This is a genomic window from Azospira sp. I13, assembly GCF_003112695.1.
GTDB lineage: Bacteria > Pseudomonadota > Gammaproteobacteria > Burkholderiales > Rhodocyclaceae > Azospira.
This window is the reverse complement of the sequence record NZ_BFBP01000003.1, coordinates 73672-94741: the sequence shown is the minus strand read 5'-3', so window position 1 is coordinate 94741 and position 21070 is coordinate 73672. Positions and strand designations below refer to the sequence as shown.

The window sequence follows — 21070 nt, the reverse complement described above, 5'->3', positions numbered from 1 at the left end:
AACCGGGGAACCTGAGGGGCTCGGTCAACGCTTGGGAGGAAAACGCGTTTATCACTTCTTTCCGCGTGTTTCCGATTCAGCTCCCAAGAGGACGGACCGCCCTGCTTTTCCGGGGGACTCTCCTTTGTAAGGTAAAATCAACGCGCAACTTTTATTTTGGTTCACCGGCGGGTGCAAAAATTATTTCACAAAATTCCGACCCCTTACGGGAAATTTCCAGGCGCTGCCCCCAATCAGCGTCCCTGACCACCGCCCTGCAGGGCCTCCCCGAAGACTGGCCGGCAGAACTTGATGCCCTGCTGGCTGCAGATGAAACCATCCTCGCCCACCTGGAACTGGACCTGGACAAGGCCCTGCGCTTCGCCCGGGGCCTGATTCTCGTCACCAACCGCCAACTCCTCGCCCGCAGCGGCGAAGAGGCCGCCTGGCAGGCCTTTCCCTACCGGAACGGCCTCCATCTGCAGCGCCGGGACCATGCCGGCGTAGCCAGCCTGGAACTGTTGGACACCACCGGTCAGCTGGCCCGCTGGCGCCACACCCTGGGCCGGGACACCAATGCCCGCCAGGTGCTGGACCACTTCGAGCAACAGCGCGACGCCGCCCTGACCGGCCAGCCGGTGGAAGCGCCGCCCGCCTCCATCTGCGCCCGCTGCGGTGCCCCCCTGGTGCCGGGCCAGGATGACTGCCCGAGCTGCGCCAAGGAGCTCTACACCCCGCCTTCCACCTGGACCCTGTTCCGCCTGTGGCGCTTCGCCCGGCCCTACCGGGGCCAGCTGCTGGCCGGCTTCATCCTCACCCTGATTTCCACCGCCGCCACCCTGGTGGCGCCCTACATGACCATGCCCCTCATGGACGAGGTGCTGATTCCCTACCAGAACGGGCAGCCCCTCGATACCGGCAAGGTCTATTTCTATCTCGGCGGCCTGCTGGGTTCTGCCCTGCTGGCCTGGGGCCTGGGCTGGGCCAAGACCTACATCCTGGCCCTGGTCTCGGAGCGCCTCGGTGCTGACCTGCGCAGCCAGACTTATGAGCACCTGCTCAAGCTCTCTCTCGAGTACTTCGGCGGCAAGCGCACCGGCGACCTGATGGCCCGCATCGGCAGCGAGTCGGACCGCATCTGCGTTTTCCTCTCCCTGTACCTGCTGGATTTCGCCACCGACGTGCTGATGATCACCATGACCGCGGTGATCCTGGTCTCCATCAATCCCTGGCTGGCGGCAGTGACCCTCATCCCCCTGCCCTTCATCGTCTGGCTCATCCACGTAGTGCGGGACAAGCTGCGCCACGGCTTCGAGCAGATCGACCGGGTCTGGTCCGGCGTCACCAGCGTGCTGGCCGACACCATTCCGGGCATCCGCGTGGTCAAGGCCTTCGCCCAGGAAAAGCGCGAGACCAACCGCTTCAAGGAAGCCAACCAGCGCAACCTGGAGGCCAACGACCGGGTGAACCGGCTGTGGTCCCTCTTCTCCCCCACCATTACCCTGCTCACCGAAGTCGGCCTGCTCATCGTCTGGGCCCTGGGTATCTGGCTGGTGACCAAGAGCCAGGTGACCGTCGGTACCCTGGCCGCCTTCCTGGCTTACATCGGGCGTTTCTACACCCGCCTCGATTCCATGAGCCGCATCGTCTCCCACACCCAGAAGGCGGCTTCCGGCGCCAAGCGCATCTTCGACATCCTGGACCACGTCTCCAGCGTGCCGGACCCGGTCAAGCCCCAGCACCTGACCCAGGTGGAAGGCGGCATCACCGTGGAGCGGGTGGGCTTCCGCTACGGCAACCGCACCGTGCTGCGGGGCGTGGACCTGAAGATCAACCCGGGCGAGATGATCGGCCTGGTGGGCCACTCCGGCTCCGGCAAGAGCACCCTGGTGAACCTCATCTGCCGCTTCTACGACGTGGGCGAAGGGGCCATCTGCATCGACGGCGTGGACGTGCGCAACATTCCCGTTTCCGAATACCGCAAGCACATCGGCCTGGTGCTGCAGGAACCCTTCCTCTTCTTCGGCACCATTGCCGAGAACATCGCCTACGGCAAGCCGGATGCCAGCCGGGAGGAAATCGTCGCCGCCGCCCGGGCCGCCCATGCCCACGAGTTCATCCTGCGCCTGCCCCACGGTTACGATTCCCTGGTGGGCGAACGGGGCCAGGCCCTTTCCGGCGGCGAGCGCCAGCGCATCTCCATCGCCCGGGCCCTGCTCATCGACCCCAAGATTCTGATCCTGGACGAAGCCACTTCCGCCGTGGATACGGAAACCGAACTGGAAATCCAGGGCGCCCTGGACAACCTGATCAAGGGCCGCACCACCATCGCCATCGCCCACCGTCTGTCCACCCTGCGCAAGGCCGACCGGCTGGTAGTCATGGATCGCGGCGTGGTGGTGGAAGAAGGCCAGCACGACGAACTGATCGCCAAGGAAGGCGCCTACTACCGCCTCTACACCGCTCAGACCAAGCAGCTGGATGAACAGCTGGCCCGGCCCGAGAGCGAGGAATGAACGCCATGACGACCAGCAACTTCACGTTGATTCGCAATGCCTTCGGCCAGCTGGTATTCACCGGCACCGACGGCGAAGCCCACGAAGGCGTGGTGCCCGTGCGGGCCTTCGCCATCACCGCTCCCGACGAGGGTCTGGCCCTGGTGAATAGCCACGGCAAGGAACTGTTGTGGATCGAGCGCCTGACCGACCTGGCCGAAGGCCCCCGGGAACTGATCCGGGAAGAACTGGCCAGCCGGGAATTCATGCCGGTGATCAGCCGCATCCGTCACGTCTCCAGCTTCGCCACCCCCAGCACCTGGGACGTGGAAACGGACCGGGGCAACGCCCGCCTGGTGCTCAAGGGCGAGGACGACATCCGTCGCCTGGCCCAGAATGCCCTGCTCATCGCCGACAGCCACGGCGTGCAATACATGATCCGGGACCGCCGCGCCCTGGACAAAGCCAGCCGCAAGTTTCTCGAACGCTTCCTGTGAAAAGGCTTTAGCCACAGAGAGCACAGAGAACACTGAGAAAAGGCACCTGCCCGGAGAGGCAATACTGGCGCCATTCTTCATTAAAGCACTACGAAGAATGGCGTCTTTCCTGCCTCTCCGGGCAATGTTATTTTCAGCGGCCACCTGAAATAATCTGAACTCTTGCGCCCCTTGGCGCACCAAGCAACGCCTGCCGCCCGCCCCGTGGGGCCATCGGCACCCAGGTTTTACCTCTGTGTTCTCTGTGTTCTCTGTGCCCTCTGTGGCAAAAAAAGATTTCCCATGCCCCATCGCTCCGCCCACCCGCTTGAACTCCTCGCCCCCGCCAAGAACGCCGATTTCGGCATGGAAGCCATCGTCCATGGCGCCGACGCCGTCTATATCGGCGGCCCGGCCTTCGGCGCCCGGGCCAATGCGGGCAACAGCATTGCCGACATCGCCCGCCTCTGCGAATTCGCCCATCGCTACAACGCCCGGGTACTGGTGGCCCTCAACACCATCCTGCAGGACGACGAACTGGAAGGCGCCCGCCGCCTCTGCTGGGAATGCTACGAGGCCGGGGCCGACGCCCTGATCCTGCAGGACATGGGCCTGCTGGAGCTGGACCTGCCCCCCATTGAACTCCACGCCAGCACCCAGACCGACATCCGTAGCGCCGAGAAGGCCCGCTTTCTGCAGGACGTGGGCTTCTCCCAGATCGTCCTGGCCCGGGAACTGGACCTGGACCAGATCCGCAAGATTTCCAGCCAGACCGACATCGCCCTGGAGTTCTTCATTCACGGCGCCCTCTGCGTCGCCTACAGCGGCCAGTGCTACATCAGCCACGCCCACACCGGCCGCAGCGCCAACCGGGGCGAATGCTCCCAGGCCTGCCGCCTGCCCTACGACCTGGAAAACGAGGCGGGCGAAGTCATCGCCAGCGACAAGCACCTGCTCTCCATGAAGGACAACGACCAGAGCGCCAACCTGCTGGCCCTGGCCCAGGCCGGCATCAGCTCCTTCAAGATCGAAGGCCGGCTGAAGGACCTCTCCTACGTCAAGAACATCACCGCCCACTACCGCACCCTGTTGGACGGCATCCTGGCGGAGCACCCGGAATTCACCCGCTCCTCCGCCGGCCGCAGCACCTTCTTCTTCACCCCCCAGCCGGAAAAAACCTTCAACCGGGGCGCCACCGATTACTTCGTGCATGGCCGCGGTGAAGGTGGCGACAACACCGTGGGCGCCTTCGACACTCCGGCCTTCTCGGGCCCGGCCATCGGCAAGGTGGTCCGCCTGGGCAATAGCTGGTTCGAGGTGGAAAGCAGCGAGCCCCTGCACAACGGCGACGGCCTGACCTACTTCGACAGCCATGGCGAACTGGTGGGCCTGCGCCTCAACACTGCTGAAAAGACCGGCAACGCCTGGCGCTGCACGCCCAATGAAGTGCCGGAAGACCTGGTCGTGGGCACCGCCATCCACCGCAACCGGGATCAGGAATTCGAACGCATCCTGGAAAAGAAATCCGCCGAGCGGCGGGTGGGCGTGCGCCTGGTTTTCGCCGAGACCCCCACGGGCTTTGCCCTGACCATCACCGACGAAACCGGCGTTGCCGTCAGCGTTCCCCTGGACCACGCCAAGGAAGCCGCCCAGAACGGCGAACGGGCCCTGGCGGGCCTCCAGGAGAACCTGGCCAAGCTGGGCAATACCCTTTACGTGGCGGACGGGGTGGCGCTACAACTGACCCAACCCTGGTTTCTCCCCGCCGGCGCCATCAACGCCCTGCGCCGGGAAGCGGTGGCCGCTCTGGATGCCGCCCGCGCCGCCGCCTACCAGCGCCCGGCCCGGGCCGCCGCCGTGTCGCCGCCGGCCCTCTACCCGGAAGTGGAACTGACCTACCTGGGCAACGTTTTCAACCGCAAGGCCAAGGAGTTCTACCGCAAGCACGGGGTGGAACTGATCGACGAAGCCTACGAGGCCGACCAGGAAAAGGGCGCCGTCTCCCTGATGATCACCAAACACTGCCTGCGCCACAGCTTCAACCTGTGCCCCAAGGAAGTGAAGGGCTTGAAGCCCGATCCCCTGACCCTGGTGAACAACGGCGAGCGCCTGACCCTCAAGTTCGACTGCGTGAAGTGCGAAATGCACGTGGTGGGCAAGATGCGCAAGAACCGCAGCATCCAGATCGTGGCCCACTGAGGAAGGACAAACCTTTAGCCACAGAGGGCACAGAGAACACAGAGGTGAACCGATCGGTCGGCACTACGATTCTCTGTGTTCTCTGTGCCCTCTGTGGCTAAAAACACCTCAGTAATGGGGCGGCAATTCGTCCCGCAGGCTGCGCTTCTCTTCCGGCAGGCTGGCCAGCACCTGCTGACGCAGGGTGCGCAGGGCATCGCGCAGGGCGTCGATTTCCTGCTGCTGGCGAAAGACCGTGCGGTTGAGCTCGTCGATGGCGTCGTCGGCGAAACTCAGCTTGATTTCCAGTTCGTTGAGGCGTTCATCCATGGCGGCATCCGCAATTTGAAGAGAGGGCGGATTCTACGCCCCCCGCCCCTGGCTTACACTAGCGCCTTGCCTGGCCGGGCCGCCTCCTTGGGTCCGGCCACCTGATTTCGTCCCGGCGCACTCCTGCCATCACCTTTCCTCCCCTGCCTGCCGTGAACACGTCTGTCCGCCATACCCTTTTCGAAGACCTCCAGGCCCTCCTGGCCGCGCCCCTGATGGTGGCCCTCTCCGTGCTCATGTTCCGCGAGGCCGGGCTGCTCACCGGCGGCACCACGGGCCTGGCCTTTCTCGCCCACTACGGCCTTGACCTGCCCTTCGGCCCGGCCTTCTTCGTCATCAACCTGCCCTTTTATTTCTTTGCCGTGCGCACCCTGGGCTGGGCCTTCACCATCAAGACCTTCCTCTCCGTCGCCCTGCTCTCCCTGTACACCGAAGTGCTGCCGGCCTATATCGGCTTTTCCCATCTCCACCCCGTCCTGGCGGCGGTGATGGGGGGTTTTCTCACCGGCATCGGCCTGCTCATGCTGATCCGCCACCGGGCCAGCCTCGGCGGCCTCGGCGTCATGGCGGTCTACTTGCAGGAACGGCGCGGCTGGCGGGCCGGCCACGTGCAGATGGCGGCGGACGTGTTGATCCTGGCCTCCGCCCTGCTGGTGCGGGACCTGCACCACGTGGCCCTCTCCATCCTCGGTGCCGTGGCCCTCAATTTCGTCATCGCTGTCAATCACCGGCCCGGCCGCTACATGGGGACCTGAATGGCCGACGACACCTACTCCCTGCGCCAGCCGGCGCCTCCCGAGCAACTGACGGGCAAACCCTACCTCAAGGATGACGAGGAGGAGCTGGCCCTGCATTTCGACTTCCGCACGGTGCAAAGCACCATGTCGAAGGCCGACCCCACTGCCCTCACCCTGGGCTACACCCGTTCCATGATGGGCTTTCTGCTGCTCCAGCCCGAGCCGCGGCGCATCGCCATGATCGGCCTGGGGGGCGGCTCCCTGGTGCGCTATTGCCGCCACCATCTGCCGGAGGCGGATTTCACGGCGGTGGAAATCGACCCGGCCATCATCGCCCTGCGGGAGGACTTCCGCCTGCCTCCCGACGGCGAACATTTCCGCATTCTCTGCGCCGACGGGGCCGATTACATCCGCCAGCCCATGGCGCCGGTGGATGTGCTGCTGCTGGACGGTTTCGGCCTCGAAGGCCAGCCCCGCCAGCTGTGCAGCACCGCCTTCTACGACTACTGCTACGCCCGCCTGGCCCCTGGCGGCGTGCTGGTGGTCAATCTCTGGGCCGGTGACGAGATGCTGCCCATCTACCTGGGCCGGCTGCGCCAGTGCTTCGACGGCCAGGTGGTGCTGATCGACGCCCAGGAAGAAGGCAACCACGTGGCCTTCGCCTGCAAGCTGGCCGAGTTTCCGCCCCGGCGGGAACTGCTCAAGGAGCGGGCTGCCGCCCTCGCCCCCCACCAGCCGGTAAACCTGCCGGATACCGCCGAGCGCCTGCGCCGGGCCTTTGCCGGCCAGGGACGCCGCGCCCCGCGCCGGCCCTGAGCCCTTCCGGCCACGCCCAATACCGGGGAGGAACGCGCCCCAGGCTGTTTTCCTCAACTAAGCCACGGATTTGTTTTGTATTTTTAGCCGTCAGCCGCCCTGCCGCCCCGCCCTTCGGCTACAATCGCGGCCTCCCGGCAGTCCCCGAATCGGGTATTGACTGCCATCGGCGGCTACCCGCCCCCCCGCAGCCAGTGTTAGCCACTGCTTTCGCCAGCCGTGCCGCCCCAATACCCGCGACACCCATTCGCCCCCTTTCCCGGAGTTGCCCCATGTTCCCATCCACCGCCCTCTGCGACCTGCTGGCCGCCGCCTTTGATGCCCGCAGCGAGCTGATTTCCCGCCTCGAGGCCGAGGGCACCAATGCCTACCGCCTCTTCCACGGCAGCGTGGAAGGCCGCCCCGGGCTGACGGTGGATCGCTACGGCGACCTGCTGCTGGTGCAGAGCTTCCACAGCCCCCTGGCCGGCGACGATCTGGCGGAGCTGGAAGCCTATTACGCCGGGGTGCTGCCGGGCCTGCTGTGCATCTACAACGACCGCAGCCGCGCCAACTCCCGCATCAACAACCCCCTGCCGCGGCACCTCATCGAAGAAGCCCATCGGCCCCGCCAGTTCTCGGAACTGGGCGTCAATTACCTCATCCAGGCCCGCCACGCAGGCCAGGACCCCTGGCTCTTCCTCGACCTGCGGGCGGCCCGCCGCCGGGTGATGCAGGAAGCTGCCGGCAAATCCGTGCTCAATCTCTTCGCTTACACCTGCGGTGTCGGCATCGCCGCCGCCAAGGCCGGTGCGGCCTTTGTCGTCAATGTGGATTTCGCCGAAGGCAGCCTGGCCGTGGGCAAGAGCAACGCCGGCCTCAACGAGCTGGCCCACCGCCCCCGTTTCATCAAGAGCGACGTCTTCCCCGCCATCCGCCAGCTGGCCGGCATCGGCCAGCCCCAGGTGGTGCGGGGCAAGCGCCTGCCCCCCTTCATCGAGCTGGAAGCCCGCCAGTTCGACCTGGTTTTCCTCGACCCGCCCCGTTACGCCAAGAGCCCCTTCGGTGTGGTGGACCTGGTGAACGACTACCCGGCCCTCTTCAAGCCGGCCCTGCTGGCCACCGCCGAAGGCGGCACCCTCATCTGCTGCAACAACGTCGCCGAAGTGGACCGGGAAGCCTGGCTGGACCAGCTGCAACGCAGCGCCCGCAAGGCTGGGCGCGAAGTACGGGAAGCCGAATGGATCATCCCCGAAGCCGACTTCCCCAGCCGGGACGGCCAGCCGCCCCTGAAGACCGTATTGCTGCGAGTCTAAGGAAGTCCCCCCGAGCCAGGCACCAAGGCCGCTGTAACGTGGTGATCCTGGTGCTTCCGGGCGCTTTTGGTGCATGACTGCATCATCATGGTGCGCACCCCGCGAGCCACGCCCCGCCTTGAGTTCCTAAGGGACTGATTCGTTTGGCGGTGCCCACTGCGGCACCGATCTTGCTGTACCTGCCGGTCCCCATGTCCGTCGACAGCCGACACCCCACCGAGGGTGTCGCCGACGGCCGCCGCTGCAGGAGAAGCCCCCGTGAAGAAGAACCTACCGGTCAGCGACCGGGAAGTGGTGATGAACGACGACATCACCATTGTCACCAAGACCGACCTGAAGGGCCGGATCACCTACGCCAACGACGATTTCATCCAGATCAGCGGTTTCGACCGGGACGAGCTCCTGGGTCAGAGCCACAACCTCGTGCGCCACCCGGACATGCCGGAAGAAGCTTTCGCCGATCTCTGGCGCACCATCCAGACCGGCAAACCGTGGAACGGCCTAGTCAAGAACCGCTGCAAGAACGGCGACTACTACTGGGTCAATGCCCACGTCGCCCCCATTGACGAAAACGGCAGCATCGTCGGCTACACCTCCATGCGCACCAAGCCGGGCCGCCCTCAGGTGGAAGCCGCTGCCCGGCTCTACGCCGAAATGCGGGAAGGCCGCGCCAAGGTTCGCCTGCGGGAAGGCCAGCTGGAAAGCAAGAGTCTGCTGACCCGCCTCAACCTGCTGCGCCTGGTGGCCAAGATGAGCGTCGGCAGCCAGTTCCGCCTGCTGGTGGTGGCCTTCGTCCTGGCCTTTGCCCTGGGCGGCGTGGTGGTGCAGCAGGGTTTCCGCCAGGTGCAGGTGAATGGCCCCATCTACCAGCAGGTGGTGCAGGGCAAGGATCTGGTGGCCGACGTGCTGCCGCCGCCGGAATATCTGATCGAATCCTATCTGCTGGTGTTGCAGATGCTGCGTAGCACACCGGAACAACTGCCGTCCTTGGTGGCCCAGAGCCAGGCCCTGCGGGCCGATTTCGAGGGCCGCCGCCAATACTGGAACCAGGCCCTGCCGACCGGCCCCCTGAAGGCGGCGATGACCGAGGCGGCCTACGCCCCCGGCCTGGAATTCCTGGAACTGCGGGACAAGGATTTCATTCCTGCCCTCCAGGCCGGCCGCCATGCCGAGGCGGAAGCCCTGTTGCCGGCCCTGACGGAACGCTATGGCCGCCATCGCCAGGCCATCGACCAGGTGGTGGCCCTGGCCAACCAGCGCATCGCCGCCGACGAGGCCGACGCCAGCCGCATCATCGATGGTGTGCAGTGGCAGCTGACGGGCATCGCCCTGGGCATCCTCCTCCTCGTCACCCTGCTCGGCCTCTCCGTGGCCGCCAACCTGAAACGCCTGCTGGGGGGCGACCCGCGCTACGCCTGCGACATCACCCGCCATGTGGCAGCCGGCAATCTGGGCCTGGTGATCCAGGTGGACCCGGCGGACCATACCAGCCTGCTGGCCTCCCTCCGCCATCTGCGGGAAATGTTCCAGAAGATGGTGCGGGAAATCCAGGCCACGGCCGACCGCATCGCCCAGGACGCCCGCACCATGGCCGACGCCGCCGACCAGGTGACCCAGACCGCCACCGAGCAGAAGGAATCCACCGCCAGCATGGCGGCCACGTCGGAAGAAATGACGGCCAGCCTGGCCCAGGTCGCCAGCCATGCCAGCGAAGCCCACACCACCTCCCAGGACTCGGGGGCCATCTGCGATTCCGGCGCCACGGTGATCCATGGGGCCGTGCGCTCCATGGAAGAAATCGCCGCCACGGTGCGGGATGCCACCACCGTGGTGATGACCCTGGGCAACCAGTCGGACCAGATTTCCTCGGTCGTCCAGGTCATCCGCGGCATTGCCGAGCAGACCAACCTGCTGGCCCTCAATGCCGCCATCGAGGCGGCCCGGGCCGGTGAGCAAGGCCGGGGCTTCGCCGTGGTGGCGGACGAGGTGCGCAAGTTGGCCGAACGCACCACCCTCGCCACCCAGGAAATCGGCGCCATGATCGGCGCCATCCAGTCCGGCATTGGCGATGCGGTGAGCAGCATGGAGCGGGGCGTCGGCCAGGTGGACCAGGGGGTGGCTCTGGCCAAGGAGGCCGGCACCGCCATTACCCGCATCCGTGAAAGCGCCGCCCGGGTGGTGCATGTGGTCTCGGAGATCAGCGAGGCCCTGCAGGAACAGCAGCACGCTAGCGAAAACACCGCCCGCCATGTGGAGCGCCTGGCCCACATCTCGGAAGAAAACAGCGCCATCGCCGAACAATCCTCCGACAGCGCCTACCGTCTCCTGGATACGGCCCACACCATGCAGGGCACCGTCAGCCGCTTCGTCGTCTGAGGCCCGGCGGCCCCGCCCCCGCTGGGGCCGCCCCCCAACCTTTTCCCGCTTGGCATGGCCCACATGGCGTACACTGCGAGGCCTGAAGATTCCAACAGCCTCCGCCATGACCCGCACGACCCTCAAACTGCCCACCCGGCAATCTGCTGACGGCAGCACCGAAACCAGCCGCGACCCAGCCCGCAAGCCGATCCGCGGCGGTAACCGCACGGCCAAGAACCAGCCGCGCCCCCCCCAACGCAGCGATGCCGCCCCCCGGGATGACCGCCCGGCCCGCTCCGGTGCGCCGCGGCGTAGCGACGATGACCGGCCCGCCCGGCCCCGTCGGGAAGATGGTGAGCGGGGCGAACGTGCCTACGGCGACCGGGAACGCAGTGGCCGCGGTGGCAGCGACCGCCCCTTCCGCAGCAATGACGACCGCCCGCCCCGCCGCAGCGATGCCCCTGGCCGGTCCAGTTACGGCCGCGATGAGCGCGGCAGCCGGGACGGTGACGCCCCCCGCCGCCCACGCCGCGAAGATGGTGAGCGAGGCGAACGTAGCTACGGCGACCGGGAGCGCAGCGGCCGTGGAGGCAGCGACCGCCCCTTCCGCAACGATGACGACCGCCCGCCCCGCCGTAGCGATGCCCCTGGCCGGCCCAGCTACGGCCGCGATGAGCGCGGTAGCCGGGATGGCGACGCCCCCCGCCGCCCACGCCGCGAAGATGGTGAGCGAGGCGAACGTGCTTTTGGTGATCGGGAACGTAGCAGCCGTGGTGGCAGCGACCGCCCCTTCCGCAGCAATGACGACCGCCCGCCCCGCCGTAGCGATGCCCCTGGCCGGCCCGCCTACGGCCGCGATGAGCGCGGTAGCCGGGATGGCGCTGCCCCCCGCCGCCCACGCCGCGAAGATGGTGAGCGAGGCGAACGTGCTTTTGGTGATCGGGAACGTAGCAGCCGTGGAGGCAGCGACCGCCCCTTCCGCAGCAATGAGGATCGCCCGCCCCGCCGCAGTGATGGCGCAGGCCGGCCCGCCTACGGCCGCGATGAGCGCGGTAGCCGGGATGACGATGCCCCCCGCCGCCCACGCCGTGAAGATGGTGAGCGGAGTGACCGCGCCTTTGGCGAGCGCAGGCCCGGCAGTGGTGCCGACAAGCCGCCGCACCGTTTCGGCGAAGCGCCCCGCCGCCCGGCTCCACGCGAGGATGAGGATTTTTCCGGTGAGCCCGGCAGCAGCGAACACCGCACTGACCGGGGCAACCCCAGCGAGCTGCCGCGGCTCTCCAAGGTGATGTCCGAGCAAGGGCTGTGCTCCCGCCGGGAAGCCGACGAGTGGATCGAGCAGGGCTGGGTCAAGGTGGATGGCAAGGTGGTGAGCGAACTGGGTAGCCGCATTTCGCCCAAGGCCCAGATCGAGATCGACCCCGACGCCCGCAAATACCAGGCGGAGAGCGTCACCATCCTGCTGCATAAGCCGGTGGGTTACGTCTCCGGCCAGGCCGAGGATGGCTATGAGCCTGCCGTGGTGCTGGTGAAGCCGGACAACCACTGGGAAGAGGACAAGGGCGGCACCCGCTTCAAGCCGGCCCACCTGCGCCGTCTGGCCCCCGCCGGCCGCCTCGACATCGACTCCACCGGCCTCCTGGTGCTGACCCAGGACGGCCGGGTGGCCAAGCGCCTGATCGGCGAAGACTCGACGGTGGAAAAAGAATACTTGGTACGGGTGGAAGGCGAGCTGGTGGAAAACGGGCTGGAACTGCTCAACCACGGCCTTTCCCTGGACGGTGTCAAGCTCAAGCGGGCCCATGTCTCCTGGCAGAACGAAGACCAGCTGCGCTTCGTGCTGCGGGAAGGGCGCAAGCGCCAGATCCGCCGCATGTGCGAACAGGTGGGTCTGACCGTGGTGGGCCTGAAGCGCATCCGTATCGGCAGCGTGGTCCTCGGCAAGCTGCCGGCGGGCCAATGGCGCTACCTGCGCAGCGACGAGAAGTTTTAGGCTTTTGCGGCCATAGCGCTTCCTGGCTTCAACGGCGGCGAGCCCACTGCCCCGCTTGGCAGTACCCAGAAAAAAACCGGCCTTCAGGGGCCGGTTTTTTTTCTTGGGTGATCCCGCCCGGGCCGGATGGGCCGAACGTAGCCCGGAAGCAGCGCTAATGCAGCCCTAATGCAGCCCTAATGCAAATCCACCGTCACCGCCGTTTGCCGCAGCTGGCGGGCATGGGAATGGCGAGCCCGCAGGCGCGGATCGGTCACCACCTGGCCGACGGTTTCCCCCAGCACCATGACAACCCCGAGCAGGGGCAGCACCAGCATCAGGCCGGAAATGCCGGCCACGGCACCGCCGACGAAAATCATGATCACCGTTAGCAGGGGGTGCAGGTGCAGGCTGCGGCCCACGGTCATGGGCATGAAGAAGAAGTCGTCCAACAGGCGCACAAAGATGAAGAGGCCGATGGCGCCATAAGCCATGCCCGGGTTACCGGGGAAATCAGTGGCCGCCACCAGCACCACCAGGGCACAGCCGAGGATGGAGCCCACATAGGGCACCCAGGCCAGCACGGCCGTCACCAGGCCCAACAGCAGCGGTGCCGAGATACCCAGGCCCCACAGGCCGGCGGCCAGGATGAAGGCATCGAGAAACGTCAGCTTGAGCAGGCCGATGAAATAGAGTCGGGCCGTGCGGTCCACTTCGTCGAGGACGAACAGGGTGCGCTCGAGAAAGGCATTGGGCACGGCGCGGATGATGAATTTCTTGAAGCGCCGCCCGTCCCGCAAAAAGAAGAAGGCGAGGAAGGGCGCCAGCAGCAGGGAAGGCAGCCAGGCGGCCGCCAGCATGACGCCACCGGCCAGGTTGCGGGAGACGAAGTTGGCGGAGAAATCGGAGACCCCCTGGCGCACGCTTTCCGTCAGATGGGCCTGGGCCAGGAATTCGAAGCTGTGCTCCATGGATTCCAGGGTACCGAGGACGAAGCCCAGGCCCCCAGCCAGGTAGCGGGCGCCCCATTCGTTCCAGCCCACCACGTGGGCCGCCACCCAGGGCGCCGCCAGGGCCATGGCACCGCCAAGCACGGCAAAGCCCCCCAGGGCCACCAGGGTGGCGCCGGAAGACAAGGAAAAGCCAGCCAGCACCAGGCGTTGTACCGCTGGCAGCAGGGCGTAGTAGATGATCAGGGCAAGGATGAAAGGCACCACCAGCCAGAGGATTTTCTGGAAGAGGAACAACAGCAGGCAGGTGCTGCCGAGAATGGCCGACCAGACCATGGGCCCGGCGGCCTGGGAATGGCGTGGAAAGCGGCTGGCCTGGCGTCTGGCGTGCTGGCTCACAGGGTGCTCCCCGGGACGCTGCCGGCCAGGCTGACGCTGCGCAGGCGCTGCCCCAGGTGGCGGGCCAGTTGCAGGGAGAGCTTGGAGGCGATGAGGGCGTGGGTTTCCAGCAGGCTGAGGAATTCGCCCCGGAACATGACGGCCAGGGTGCAATCCGTCAGGGCCCGGGCCTGGGCCATGCGGGGGCTGTCGTCGAGCAGGGCCATTTCGCCGAAGAAGCTGTCGGCCCCGAGTTCCGCCAGGGGGCTTTGGGACTTTTCCGGGTGGTAAATACCCACCTTGCCATCCAAGGTCAGGTAGATGCCCTGGCCTTCTTCCCCGGCGTCGAAAATCACCTCGCCGGCCAAGTAATGGCGCTCGTGGAGCAGCAGGTCAAGGATGGAGAGTTCCCGGAGGGTCAGCCCCTTGAACAGGGAAATGGAGCGCAGGCGCTTGAGGCGGGGTGATTCCTTGGGAGCGAAGCGGAACATGGGTGATAGGAGGGGGAGTTTTGGTCAGCGCCCATCATAAGCCATGCATGACAATCGAAAAACAGCCCCACGCTTACGCTGTGCGAACGGGACACCCATGGATTTGACGCATATCATGGGCGCCCCCCGCAAAACCAATGAAGCTGGCCCTGGTCCAATCGCCATCGCGACTTTCCACTTCGCTCCCCGAGCCCGTCCGGAACATGCAGAACGACAGCCTGCCGCCCCGCGCCATCCTTGCCGCCCCCGGCCTCCAGGCCCCCTCCCCCCTGGCCTTGCAGGACGGGCATGGGCGCCGCATCACCTACCTGCGCATGTCGCTGACCGACCGCTGCGACTTCCGCTGTACCTACTGCATGTCCGAAGACATGACCTTCCTGCCCCGCCACCAGGTGATGCGGCTGGAGGAATGCCTGCGGCTGGCCCGCCTGTTTGTGGACCTGGGGGTCACCAAGCTGCGCATTACCGGCGGCGAGCCCCTGGTGCGGCGGGACGCCCTGTGGCTGCTGGAGCGCCTGGCGGGCCTCGAAGGGCTGAAGGAATTAGTGCTGACCACCAACGGCTCCCAGCTGGAACGCTTCGCCGCCCCCCTGGCCCGGGCCGGGGTGCAGCGCCTCAACATCAGCCTGGATACCCTGCGGCCTGAGCGCTTCAAGGCCATCACCCGCATCGGCGACCTGCACAAGGTACTGCGGGGCATTGCTGCCGCCCGGGCGGCCGGCTTTCGCCGCCTCAAGCTGAACACGGTGATGATGCGGGGCATCAACGACGACGAACTGGAAAGCCTGGTGGATTTCGCCCTGGACCAGCAACTGGACATTTCCTTCATCGAGGAAATGCCCCTGGGAGACCTGGGCCATGGCCGCAGCGACACCTATTACCCCAGCGACGCCGCCCTGGCCCGCCTGCAGCAGCGCTTCACCCTGCTGCCGTCAACGGAGAGCAGCGGCGGCCCCGCCCGCTACTGGCGGGTGCCGGGCAGCGACAGCCGCATCGGCTTCATTTCCCCCCATTCCCACAATTTCTGCGACACCTGCAACCGGGTCAGGCTGACGGCTACCGGCGAGCTTTACCCCTGTCTCGGTCACAACGACGCCACCGCCCTGCTGCCCCTGCTGCGCCGCCACCCCGGCGACGATGGCCCGGTGCGCCAGGCCATTCTCGATACCCTGGGCATGAAGGCCCTGGGCCACGACTTCTCCCGCCAGCTGGAAGCGCCCCAGGTGGTGCGCTTCATGTCCGTCACCGGCGGCTAGGCCGCCTTCCGGCTGTTTCAGCTCAAAGCCGCCAGCTGGGCGGCGCCCAGCAGGGGAATGAGGGCGCCGTCGCCGTGGCTGCTGCCTTGGTCATGGGCCTTGTGGCCCGGGGCGGCATCCCCCTGATCCCGGCGGCCTCCTGGGCTGGACTGGCCCTGGCGCTCACCCTCCCCTTCTTCCCGGTGCCGGGCAACAAAGCCCCGGGGGCTCAAGGGGCCCAGGCTGCCCCGGGCCGGGCGCACTTCCTCCGCCCCCACGGCACAGATATCCAGTACCCGGTCCACGCCCAGGGCCAGCCGCTGCCCGCCCTGGTTGAGGATCAGGGCCACCGGCCGCTTCAGGGTTGGCAGCATGACCAGCACCTGGTCGAAGAGGGAAAGCAGCTGGGCCAGGGTGCTCTCCTTCTCGCTATGGAATTCCGCCAGGGCGGCAGCCCGTTCCCCGGCTTCGGCACGGGCCAGCAGGCGATCGGCCAGGCCGTGGATGCGGGCATGGGGGTATTCGAATTGGGAAAGCAGCAGGGCCAGGCGCCGGTCCTGGGAGCGAAAGGCGTAGAACCATTTGCCGAAGGCGCATTCGTAGGGGCTGCGGGCCTTGGCGAAGGGCTGATCGTTGACCAGGGAATGCTCCAGGGCGGCCATCCAGTCGATATGGTCCTGGCGGCGCTGGGGCAGGGTCTGGGCCAGTTCGTCGAATTCCCGGTAAATGCTGGGAGCCGCCAGAGGCTCCCAGAGCGGGCGCCAGGGCACGGCCTCGTCGCGGAAGAGGATGACGCCGCCGTCGACGGAGATGCCGCCCTCCGCCTCCCGGCCGCCCCCCAACTGCAGGATGTGCTCCACCTCTTCGAGCGCCAGGGCCATGACGCGGTTGCCCACCTGAAAAATAACCAGTTGCACTTCTGCTGCCATTGCTGCCTCCCCGACGAGGTTCATGGAACACCATGCCAACGGGGAGAATAAGCGAAAAAGGTGACAGCGTTAATGACGGCCCGGCCCGGACGGCACCCTCCCGACCCTGACGGCCGGCCCATCGGCTCCGGCAAAAATGACGAGGGTCAAAGCACAACGGTGGAAATGAGCCGTAAACTGGGCACCTTCCCCGACTCTTCGCCCTCCCGCCATGCCTGCCCAGCCCGCTTTTGCTCCCGTGCCCCGCTGGAGCCTCTCGTGAGTTTTGCCGACCGCCCCCTCTGGCTGGTGGGCTTTCGCCCTTTCTTCTCCCTGGCCTGCCTGGCCGGGCTGAGCCTGCCCCTGATCTGGGCCCTGATGTTCTCCGGCGTGCTGCCGGCCCCCGACGGCCCGTTCTCGATGATCCAGTGGCATGCCCATGAGATGTTCTTCGGCTTCGGCTGGGCGGTGCTCGGCGGCTTCCTGCTCACCGCCACCAAGAACTGGGTTTCGGTAAGGGGCCACCATGGCCGGGCCCTGGTCTTCCTCGCCGCGGCCTGGCTGCTGGAGCGCCTGGGCATGGTCCTGGCGGGCAGCCTGCCGACCTGGCTGTTCCTCCTCAGCAACCAGCTTTTCCTGGTCAGCATCGTGCTGATGTTGCTGCATACCCTGATCCGCCACCGGGCCCAGGACAGCTATCGGGACAACTATTTCTTCCTGCTGGTGCTGCCGGCCTTCATCGTCGCCAAGATACTGCTGCTCATGCCGGCCACCTTCAGCATCGGCACCGGCATCGCCCTGGGCCTGTTCCGCATGGCCTTTCTGGTGATGTTCGAACGCACCCTGACCCAGTTCATGAAGGGGGTCTTCCAGGTCGCCATCCTGCGCCACCCGGTGCTGGATACCGCCATCAAGGGCCTGGGCCTGGTGCTGGTGCTGCAACCGCTGCTGCCGCCTTTGGCAGGCGGTGTGCTGGCCCTGCTCCTGGCGCTGCTGCTGGCCGGCCGCCTGGCCTTCTGGAAGCCCTTGCTGGGCCTGAGCCGCCTAGATATCGGGGTGATGTACCTGGGCTACCTGGCCATCGTGCTGCAACTCCTGCTGGAATTCCTGCAGCAGGTGGCACCGGTGGCCTGGGTGGGGTCGGTATCGGTGCATGTCTTCACCTTCGGTGCCATGGGGCTGGTCATTCCCGGCATGCTGATCCGCATTTCCAAGGGCCATACGGGGCGCAAGGTGGTATTCGAACCCCTGGACAAGCTGGCCCTGTGGTTCATGATTCTCGGCTTCACCCTGCGCCTGGTGGGGCCCCAGGCCTTGCCCGGCTGGTATGGCCACTGGATTCACCTGGCGGCGCTCTGCTGGGCGGCCTGCTTCGGCCTCTTGGGCTGGCGGCTGATTCCCTTCCTCCTCGCCCCCCGGGTGGACGGCAAGGAGCACTAGGCAAGACCGGAACGGGGCTGCAGGGTCGCGGTAAGGGCCACGGAAGGTTACGGATAGGGCGACTTGCCCGGGACTAGAAACAAGGCCCGGGAAGGGTTTAGGAAGGATCCAGAAGGAATCAGGAAGGCTCAGCGAGGCGGACGCAGTTGCGGCCGCCTTCCTTGGCCCTGTAGAGAGCGCCATCGGCAGCGTCGAGGAGCGCCTCGGCGCCCTGGTCGCCCACCGGGATGGTGCAGGCAATGCCGATGCTGACGGTGATGCAGGGCGCAACTGCCGAGAAGGCATGGGCCATGCCGGCCTCCTCCACTCGCAGGCGGAAGCGCTCGGCCACCAGGAAGGCACCTTCCTGGTCTGTTTCCGGCAGGATGCAGACGAATTCCTCGCCACCATAGCGAGCCGGGTAGTCGGCCGCCCGGTCGAAGGTGCCCAGCATCAGCTCCCCCACCCGCCGGATCACTTCATCCCCCGCCATGTGGCCGTAGTGGTCGTTGTAAGGCTTGAAGAAGTCGATATCCACCATGATGAGGGACAAGGGGCGGGCGGAACGGGTGCAACGCTTCCACTCCCGCCCGTAGCACTCGTCGAAACCGCGCCGGTTGTGCAGGCCGCTCAGGGCGTCGGTAACGGCAGCGGCGGCCAGCAGCTGCTGGTTGCGCCGCAGTTCGCTCTCTGCCTCATCCCGCGCCCGCACGAAAATCTCGAAGGCCTCGCCCATGGCGGCGATTTCGTCGCTCCCCTGGCGCGGAATGGCGACCCGCCCACCCGCCACGTGGGCGCCCATGGCCTTGTTGAGCGCCTTGAGGCGCAGGGCCACCCGGCGCAGGATGAACAGGGTGGCGAAAATGCTGGCCAGGAAAGTCACCAGGCCGATGCCGGCAAAGAGCAGCAAGGTGCGCTGGATGGCGCTCTCCTGGCGGGCCATCTCTTCCTGGGCGCCAGCCTGCAGGGCCAGGTAGTGGTTGTAGGCGGTGCTGGCCAGGCGCTGGGCCAACACCCGGGTTTCCCGGGCGGCCGCCAGGGTGGCCCGCTCTCCCGCCACCACGTTGTGGCGGGTGAAAAAAACTTCGCGGCTGACGGTCTCCAGCCGGACGGCCAGACGTTTTACCGCCTCCCCCGCCTGAGCCCGCTGCCCGGCACGGAAGCCGCGCCGGATATCGAGACGGTAGGCCTCGGCCAGCTCCCCCAGCTGCTGTAACGGGCCGGAGGCCGTCGTCAGCTGGGCTGCCAGGGTGCAGGCCAGGAGGCCCTGAAGGGACTTGCCCAGTTCGCTCTGGGCGACCTCGCCGGCCGGCGGTAGATACTGGCCCAGCTCCCGGCCGATCTGCATCAGGGCATCCAGCTGGGCGGTACGCTCCTGTTGCCGCCGCTCTTCTTCCTGGAAGCGGCCGGCCAGGTCCTGCAGGCTGGAGAAGTACTCCCCCTGCAGACGATCGATATCCGCCAGGGCTTCCCGGCCCAGGCCGGCAGCTGCCAGGCGGTCCCGGGAGTTCTGGAAAATCTGCATCTGGCTGGCAATGGCGGGGGAACCATCCACAGTGCTTTTCTGCACTGCCAGCAGCCGCTCCAGCACCTGGGCGTTAAGCACTTCGGCATCCCGGGCCAGATCGCCGGCCAGAATCACGCCTTCGAACTCTTCTGCGAAGAGGTGCCGCAGGGAATCGTCCTGTCGATACAGGAGGTAGGCCGTCAGGGACATGGCCACGATGAACAGCAGAAAGACGGAAAGCAAGGTGCCGATAAGCTGCCAGCCGATGCGCTCCCGGAAGCAGGCGGCCAGGGAGGTGCAGGGCGGGGCGGGCATGGCGCTCACTTAAAAAGGGGCGCGAATAGCACGCCCCCCTGGGACCAGGGGCGGTTGAGGCCCCGCTCCATGCCGATGGGGCTGCCACTGCCGAAGTTGCGGTTATATATCTCGCCGTAGTTGCCGACGGCCTTCAGCATCTGCAAGCTCCAGGAGCCCTCCAGCCCCAGTTGTTCGCCGAGGAAAGGCGTCTGGCCGAGCAGGGCCTCGGCCTCGGGGGAATGGCGCCCCTGGCGCTGACGCTCCACGTTGTCCCGGGAAATGCCCAGTTCTTCAGCCAGGATGAGGGCGTGCACCACGGTGCGGACGATGCGCAGCCACTGGGCATCGTCGTCCCGCACGGCGGGGCTGACGGGTTCCCGGGAAATGCGCTCGGCCAGGATCTCGTAGTCGGCCGGATTATCGGCCCGGTGGGCCCGGTTCACTGCCAGGTTCATGGCATCGGCGCTGTAGGCATCGCAACTGCCACGGAAGAAGGCATCCCCATTGGCGAAGACTACCTTGGTCTTGAAACCCCGCCGGGTGATCAGGTTCTGCAGGTTGGCATGGGTGGTGGTGTTCTCGGTAACGCAGACGGTCTTGCCATCCAGGTCGTCCACGCTGCGGATGGCGGAACGCTTGCGCACCATGAAGCCTTGGCCGTCGAACAGGTAGATGGCGGGAAAGGCCACGTGGTAACGGCTTTCCCGGGACAAGGTCCAGGTGCTGCTGTACATCACCACGTCGGTCTTCTTTTCTACCAGGGAGGTAAAGCGGGTTTCCGGCCCGACTTCGACGTAGGTGACAAAATCCGGATTGCCCAGCACGGCGGCAGCCACAGCACGGCAGAAATCCACGTAAAAGCCCGCCCAGCGGCCGCTCTTGTCGATGGCGCTACGCCCGGGATCATCGGGGAAAACACCGCAGCGAACATCCCGCCGGGCTTTCACTTCCTGCAAGGTGCCGGCCAGGGCCTCCCTGGCGGGCCAAATGCCGGACAGGGCGATACCCAGGCCCAGCGCCAGGAGCGTCCGGCCCAGGCGTTTCTCCCCCATGTGCAATCCCATACCAGCCCCCTTGCCCCCGGATACAGCGCCGCTTTCCGAAGCGACTGCTTATGCTTACGGTTTATACCGGCATCCTGAATGGGCGGATACTAGGGAAGCCCCTAGGGGCGCGGGCCGGACCAATGCTAGGGCAAGGCGAAAAAAAACGGCCCCGCCGAAGCGGGGCCGTATCTCCTCTTGTTACT

16 protein-coding genes are annotated in these 21070 nt (G+C 66.3%); 10 read left to right on the top strand and 6 right to left on the bottom strand.

Annotation, left to right across the window (positions count from 1 at the left end; all coding sequences use genetic code 11):
* Nucleotides 1-65 precede the first annotated feature (65 nt).
* From AZSI13_RS02955 to AZSI13_RS02945, 3 genes are all read left to right on the top strand, one after another.
* Complete coding sequence (locus AZSI13_RS02955) at nucleotides 66-2495, top strand: ABC transporter ATP-binding protein (protein WP_235609630.1); 2430 nt, start codon at nucleotides 66-68, stop codon at nucleotides 2493-2495.
* A gap of 5 nt (nucleotides 2496-2500) precedes the next feature.
* Nucleotides 2501-2971: a DUF1854 domain-containing protein gene (locus AZSI13_RS02950; protein ID WP_109039700.1), complete on the top strand. Its 471-nt coding sequence runs from the start codon at nucleotides 2501-2503 to the stop codon at nucleotides 2969-2971.
* Between the two features lie 282 nt (nucleotides 2972-3253).
* The gene (locus AZSI13_RS02945) at nucleotides 3254-5149 is read left to right on the top strand and encodes a U32 family peptidase (RefSeq protein WP_109039699.1); all 1896 of its coding nucleotides are present in this window, start codon (nucleotides 3254-3256) and stop codon (nucleotides 5147-5149) included.
* Between the two features lie 108 nt (nucleotides 5150-5257).
* Here the strand turns inward: AZSI13_RS02945 and AZSI13_RS02940 are convergent, their stop codons facing one another.
* On the bottom strand, nucleotides 5258-5458 hold the full coding sequence (locus AZSI13_RS02940) for a SlyX family protein (protein WP_109039698.1): 201 nt from the start codon (nucleotides 5456-5458) through the stop codon (nucleotides 5258-5260).
* Between the two features lie 152 nt (nucleotides 5459-5610).
* Between AZSI13_RS02940 and AZSI13_RS02935 the strand changes: the two genes are divergently transcribed.
* From AZSI13_RS02935 to AZSI13_RS17865, 5 genes are all read left to right on the top strand, one after another.
* Nucleotides 5611-6213, top strand: coding sequence for a YitT family protein (locus tag AZSI13_RS02935; protein WP_235609628.1), 603 nt, complete (start codon nucleotides 5611-5613; stop codon nucleotides 6211-6213).
* On the top strand, nucleotides 6214-7011 hold the full coding sequence (locus AZSI13_RS02930; protein ID WP_109039697.1) for a transferase: 798 nt from the start codon (nucleotides 6214-6216) through the stop codon (nucleotides 7009-7011).
* Nucleotides 7012-7283: 272 nt separating this feature from the next.
* Entirely contained in the window at nucleotides 7284-8306 is a 1023-nt protein-coding gene (locus tag AZSI13_RS02925) for a class I SAM-dependent rRNA methyltransferase (protein WP_109039696.1), read from the top strand.
* Between the two features lie 258 nt (nucleotides 8307-8564).
* On the top strand, nucleotides 8565-10682 hold the full coding sequence (locus AZSI13_RS02920; RefSeq protein ID WP_109039695.1) for a PAS domain-containing methyl-accepting chemotaxis protein: 2118 nt from the start codon (nucleotides 8565-8567) through the stop codon (nucleotides 10680-10682).
* A gap of 106 nt (nucleotides 10683-10788) precedes the next feature.
* Nucleotides 10789-12657 carry a pseudouridine synthase gene (locus AZSI13_RS17865; protein WP_165833274.1) on the top strand — a complete coding sequence of 623 codons (1869 nt, stop codon included), beginning with the start codon at nucleotides 10789-10791 and terminating at the stop codon, nucleotides 12655-12657.
* 176 nt (nucleotides 12658-12833) lie between these two features.
* Here AZSI13_RS17865 and AZSI13_RS02910 read toward each other — a convergent pair whose 3' ends face one another.
* Together AZSI13_RS02910 and AZSI13_RS02905 are read right to left on the bottom strand one after the other, a co-directional pair.
* Nucleotides 12834-13985 carry an AI-2E family transporter gene (locus AZSI13_RS02910; protein ID WP_235609626.1) on the bottom strand — a complete coding sequence of 384 codons (1152 nt, stop codon included), beginning with the start codon at nucleotides 13983-13985 and terminating at the stop codon, nucleotides 12834-12836.
* Nucleotides 13982-14455 (bottom strand): cyclic nucleotide-binding domain-containing protein, encoded by a 474-nt coding sequence (locus AZSI13_RS02905; RefSeq protein ID WP_109039693.1) that lies wholly within the window; start codon nucleotides 14453-14455, stop codon nucleotides 13982-13984. The genes AZSI13_RS02910 and AZSI13_RS02905 overlap by 4 nt, the downstream gene beginning before the upstream one ends.
* Before the next feature lie 203 nt (nucleotides 14456-14658).
* Between AZSI13_RS02905 and moaA the strand changes: the two genes are divergently transcribed.
* Nucleotides 14659-15711 (top strand): GTP 3',8-cyclase MoaA, encoded by a 1053-nt coding sequence (moaA, locus tag AZSI13_RS02900; RefSeq protein WP_109039692.1) that lies wholly within the window; start codon nucleotides 14659-14661, stop codon nucleotides 15709-15711.
* A 17-nt stretch (nucleotides 15712-15728) separates the two neighbouring features.
* On the opposite strand, the gene AZSI13_RS18135 is transcribed toward moaA, so the two are convergent.
* Entirely contained in the window at nucleotides 15729-16643 is a 915-nt protein-coding gene (locus AZSI13_RS18135; protein WP_109039691.1) for a CZB domain-containing protein, read from the bottom strand.
* A gap of 234 nt (nucleotides 16644-16877) precedes the next feature.
* Between AZSI13_RS18135 and AZSI13_RS02890 the strand changes: the two genes are divergently transcribed.
* Nucleotides 16878-18038, top strand: a complete 1161-nt coding sequence (locus tag AZSI13_RS02890) for an NnrS family protein (RefSeq protein ID WP_109039690.1) — start codon at nucleotides 16878-16880, stop codon at nucleotides 18036-18038.
* Between the two features lie 118 nt (nucleotides 18039-18156).
* On the opposite strand, the gene AZSI13_RS02885 is transcribed toward AZSI13_RS02890, so the two are convergent.
* Nucleotides 18157-19839 carry a diguanylate cyclase gene (locus AZSI13_RS02885; protein WP_109039689.1) on the bottom strand — a complete coding sequence of 561 codons (1683 nt, stop codon included), beginning with the start codon at nucleotides 19837-19839 and terminating at the stop codon, nucleotides 18157-18159.
* 5 nt (nucleotides 19840-19844) lie between these two features.
* Nucleotides 19845-20873 carry an amino acid ABC transporter substrate-binding protein gene (locus AZSI13_RS02880; protein ID WP_109039688.1) on the bottom strand — a complete coding sequence of 343 codons (1029 nt, stop codon included), beginning with the start codon at nucleotides 20871-20873 and terminating at the stop codon, nucleotides 19845-19847.
* Nucleotides 20874-21070: the final 197 nt, after the last annotated feature.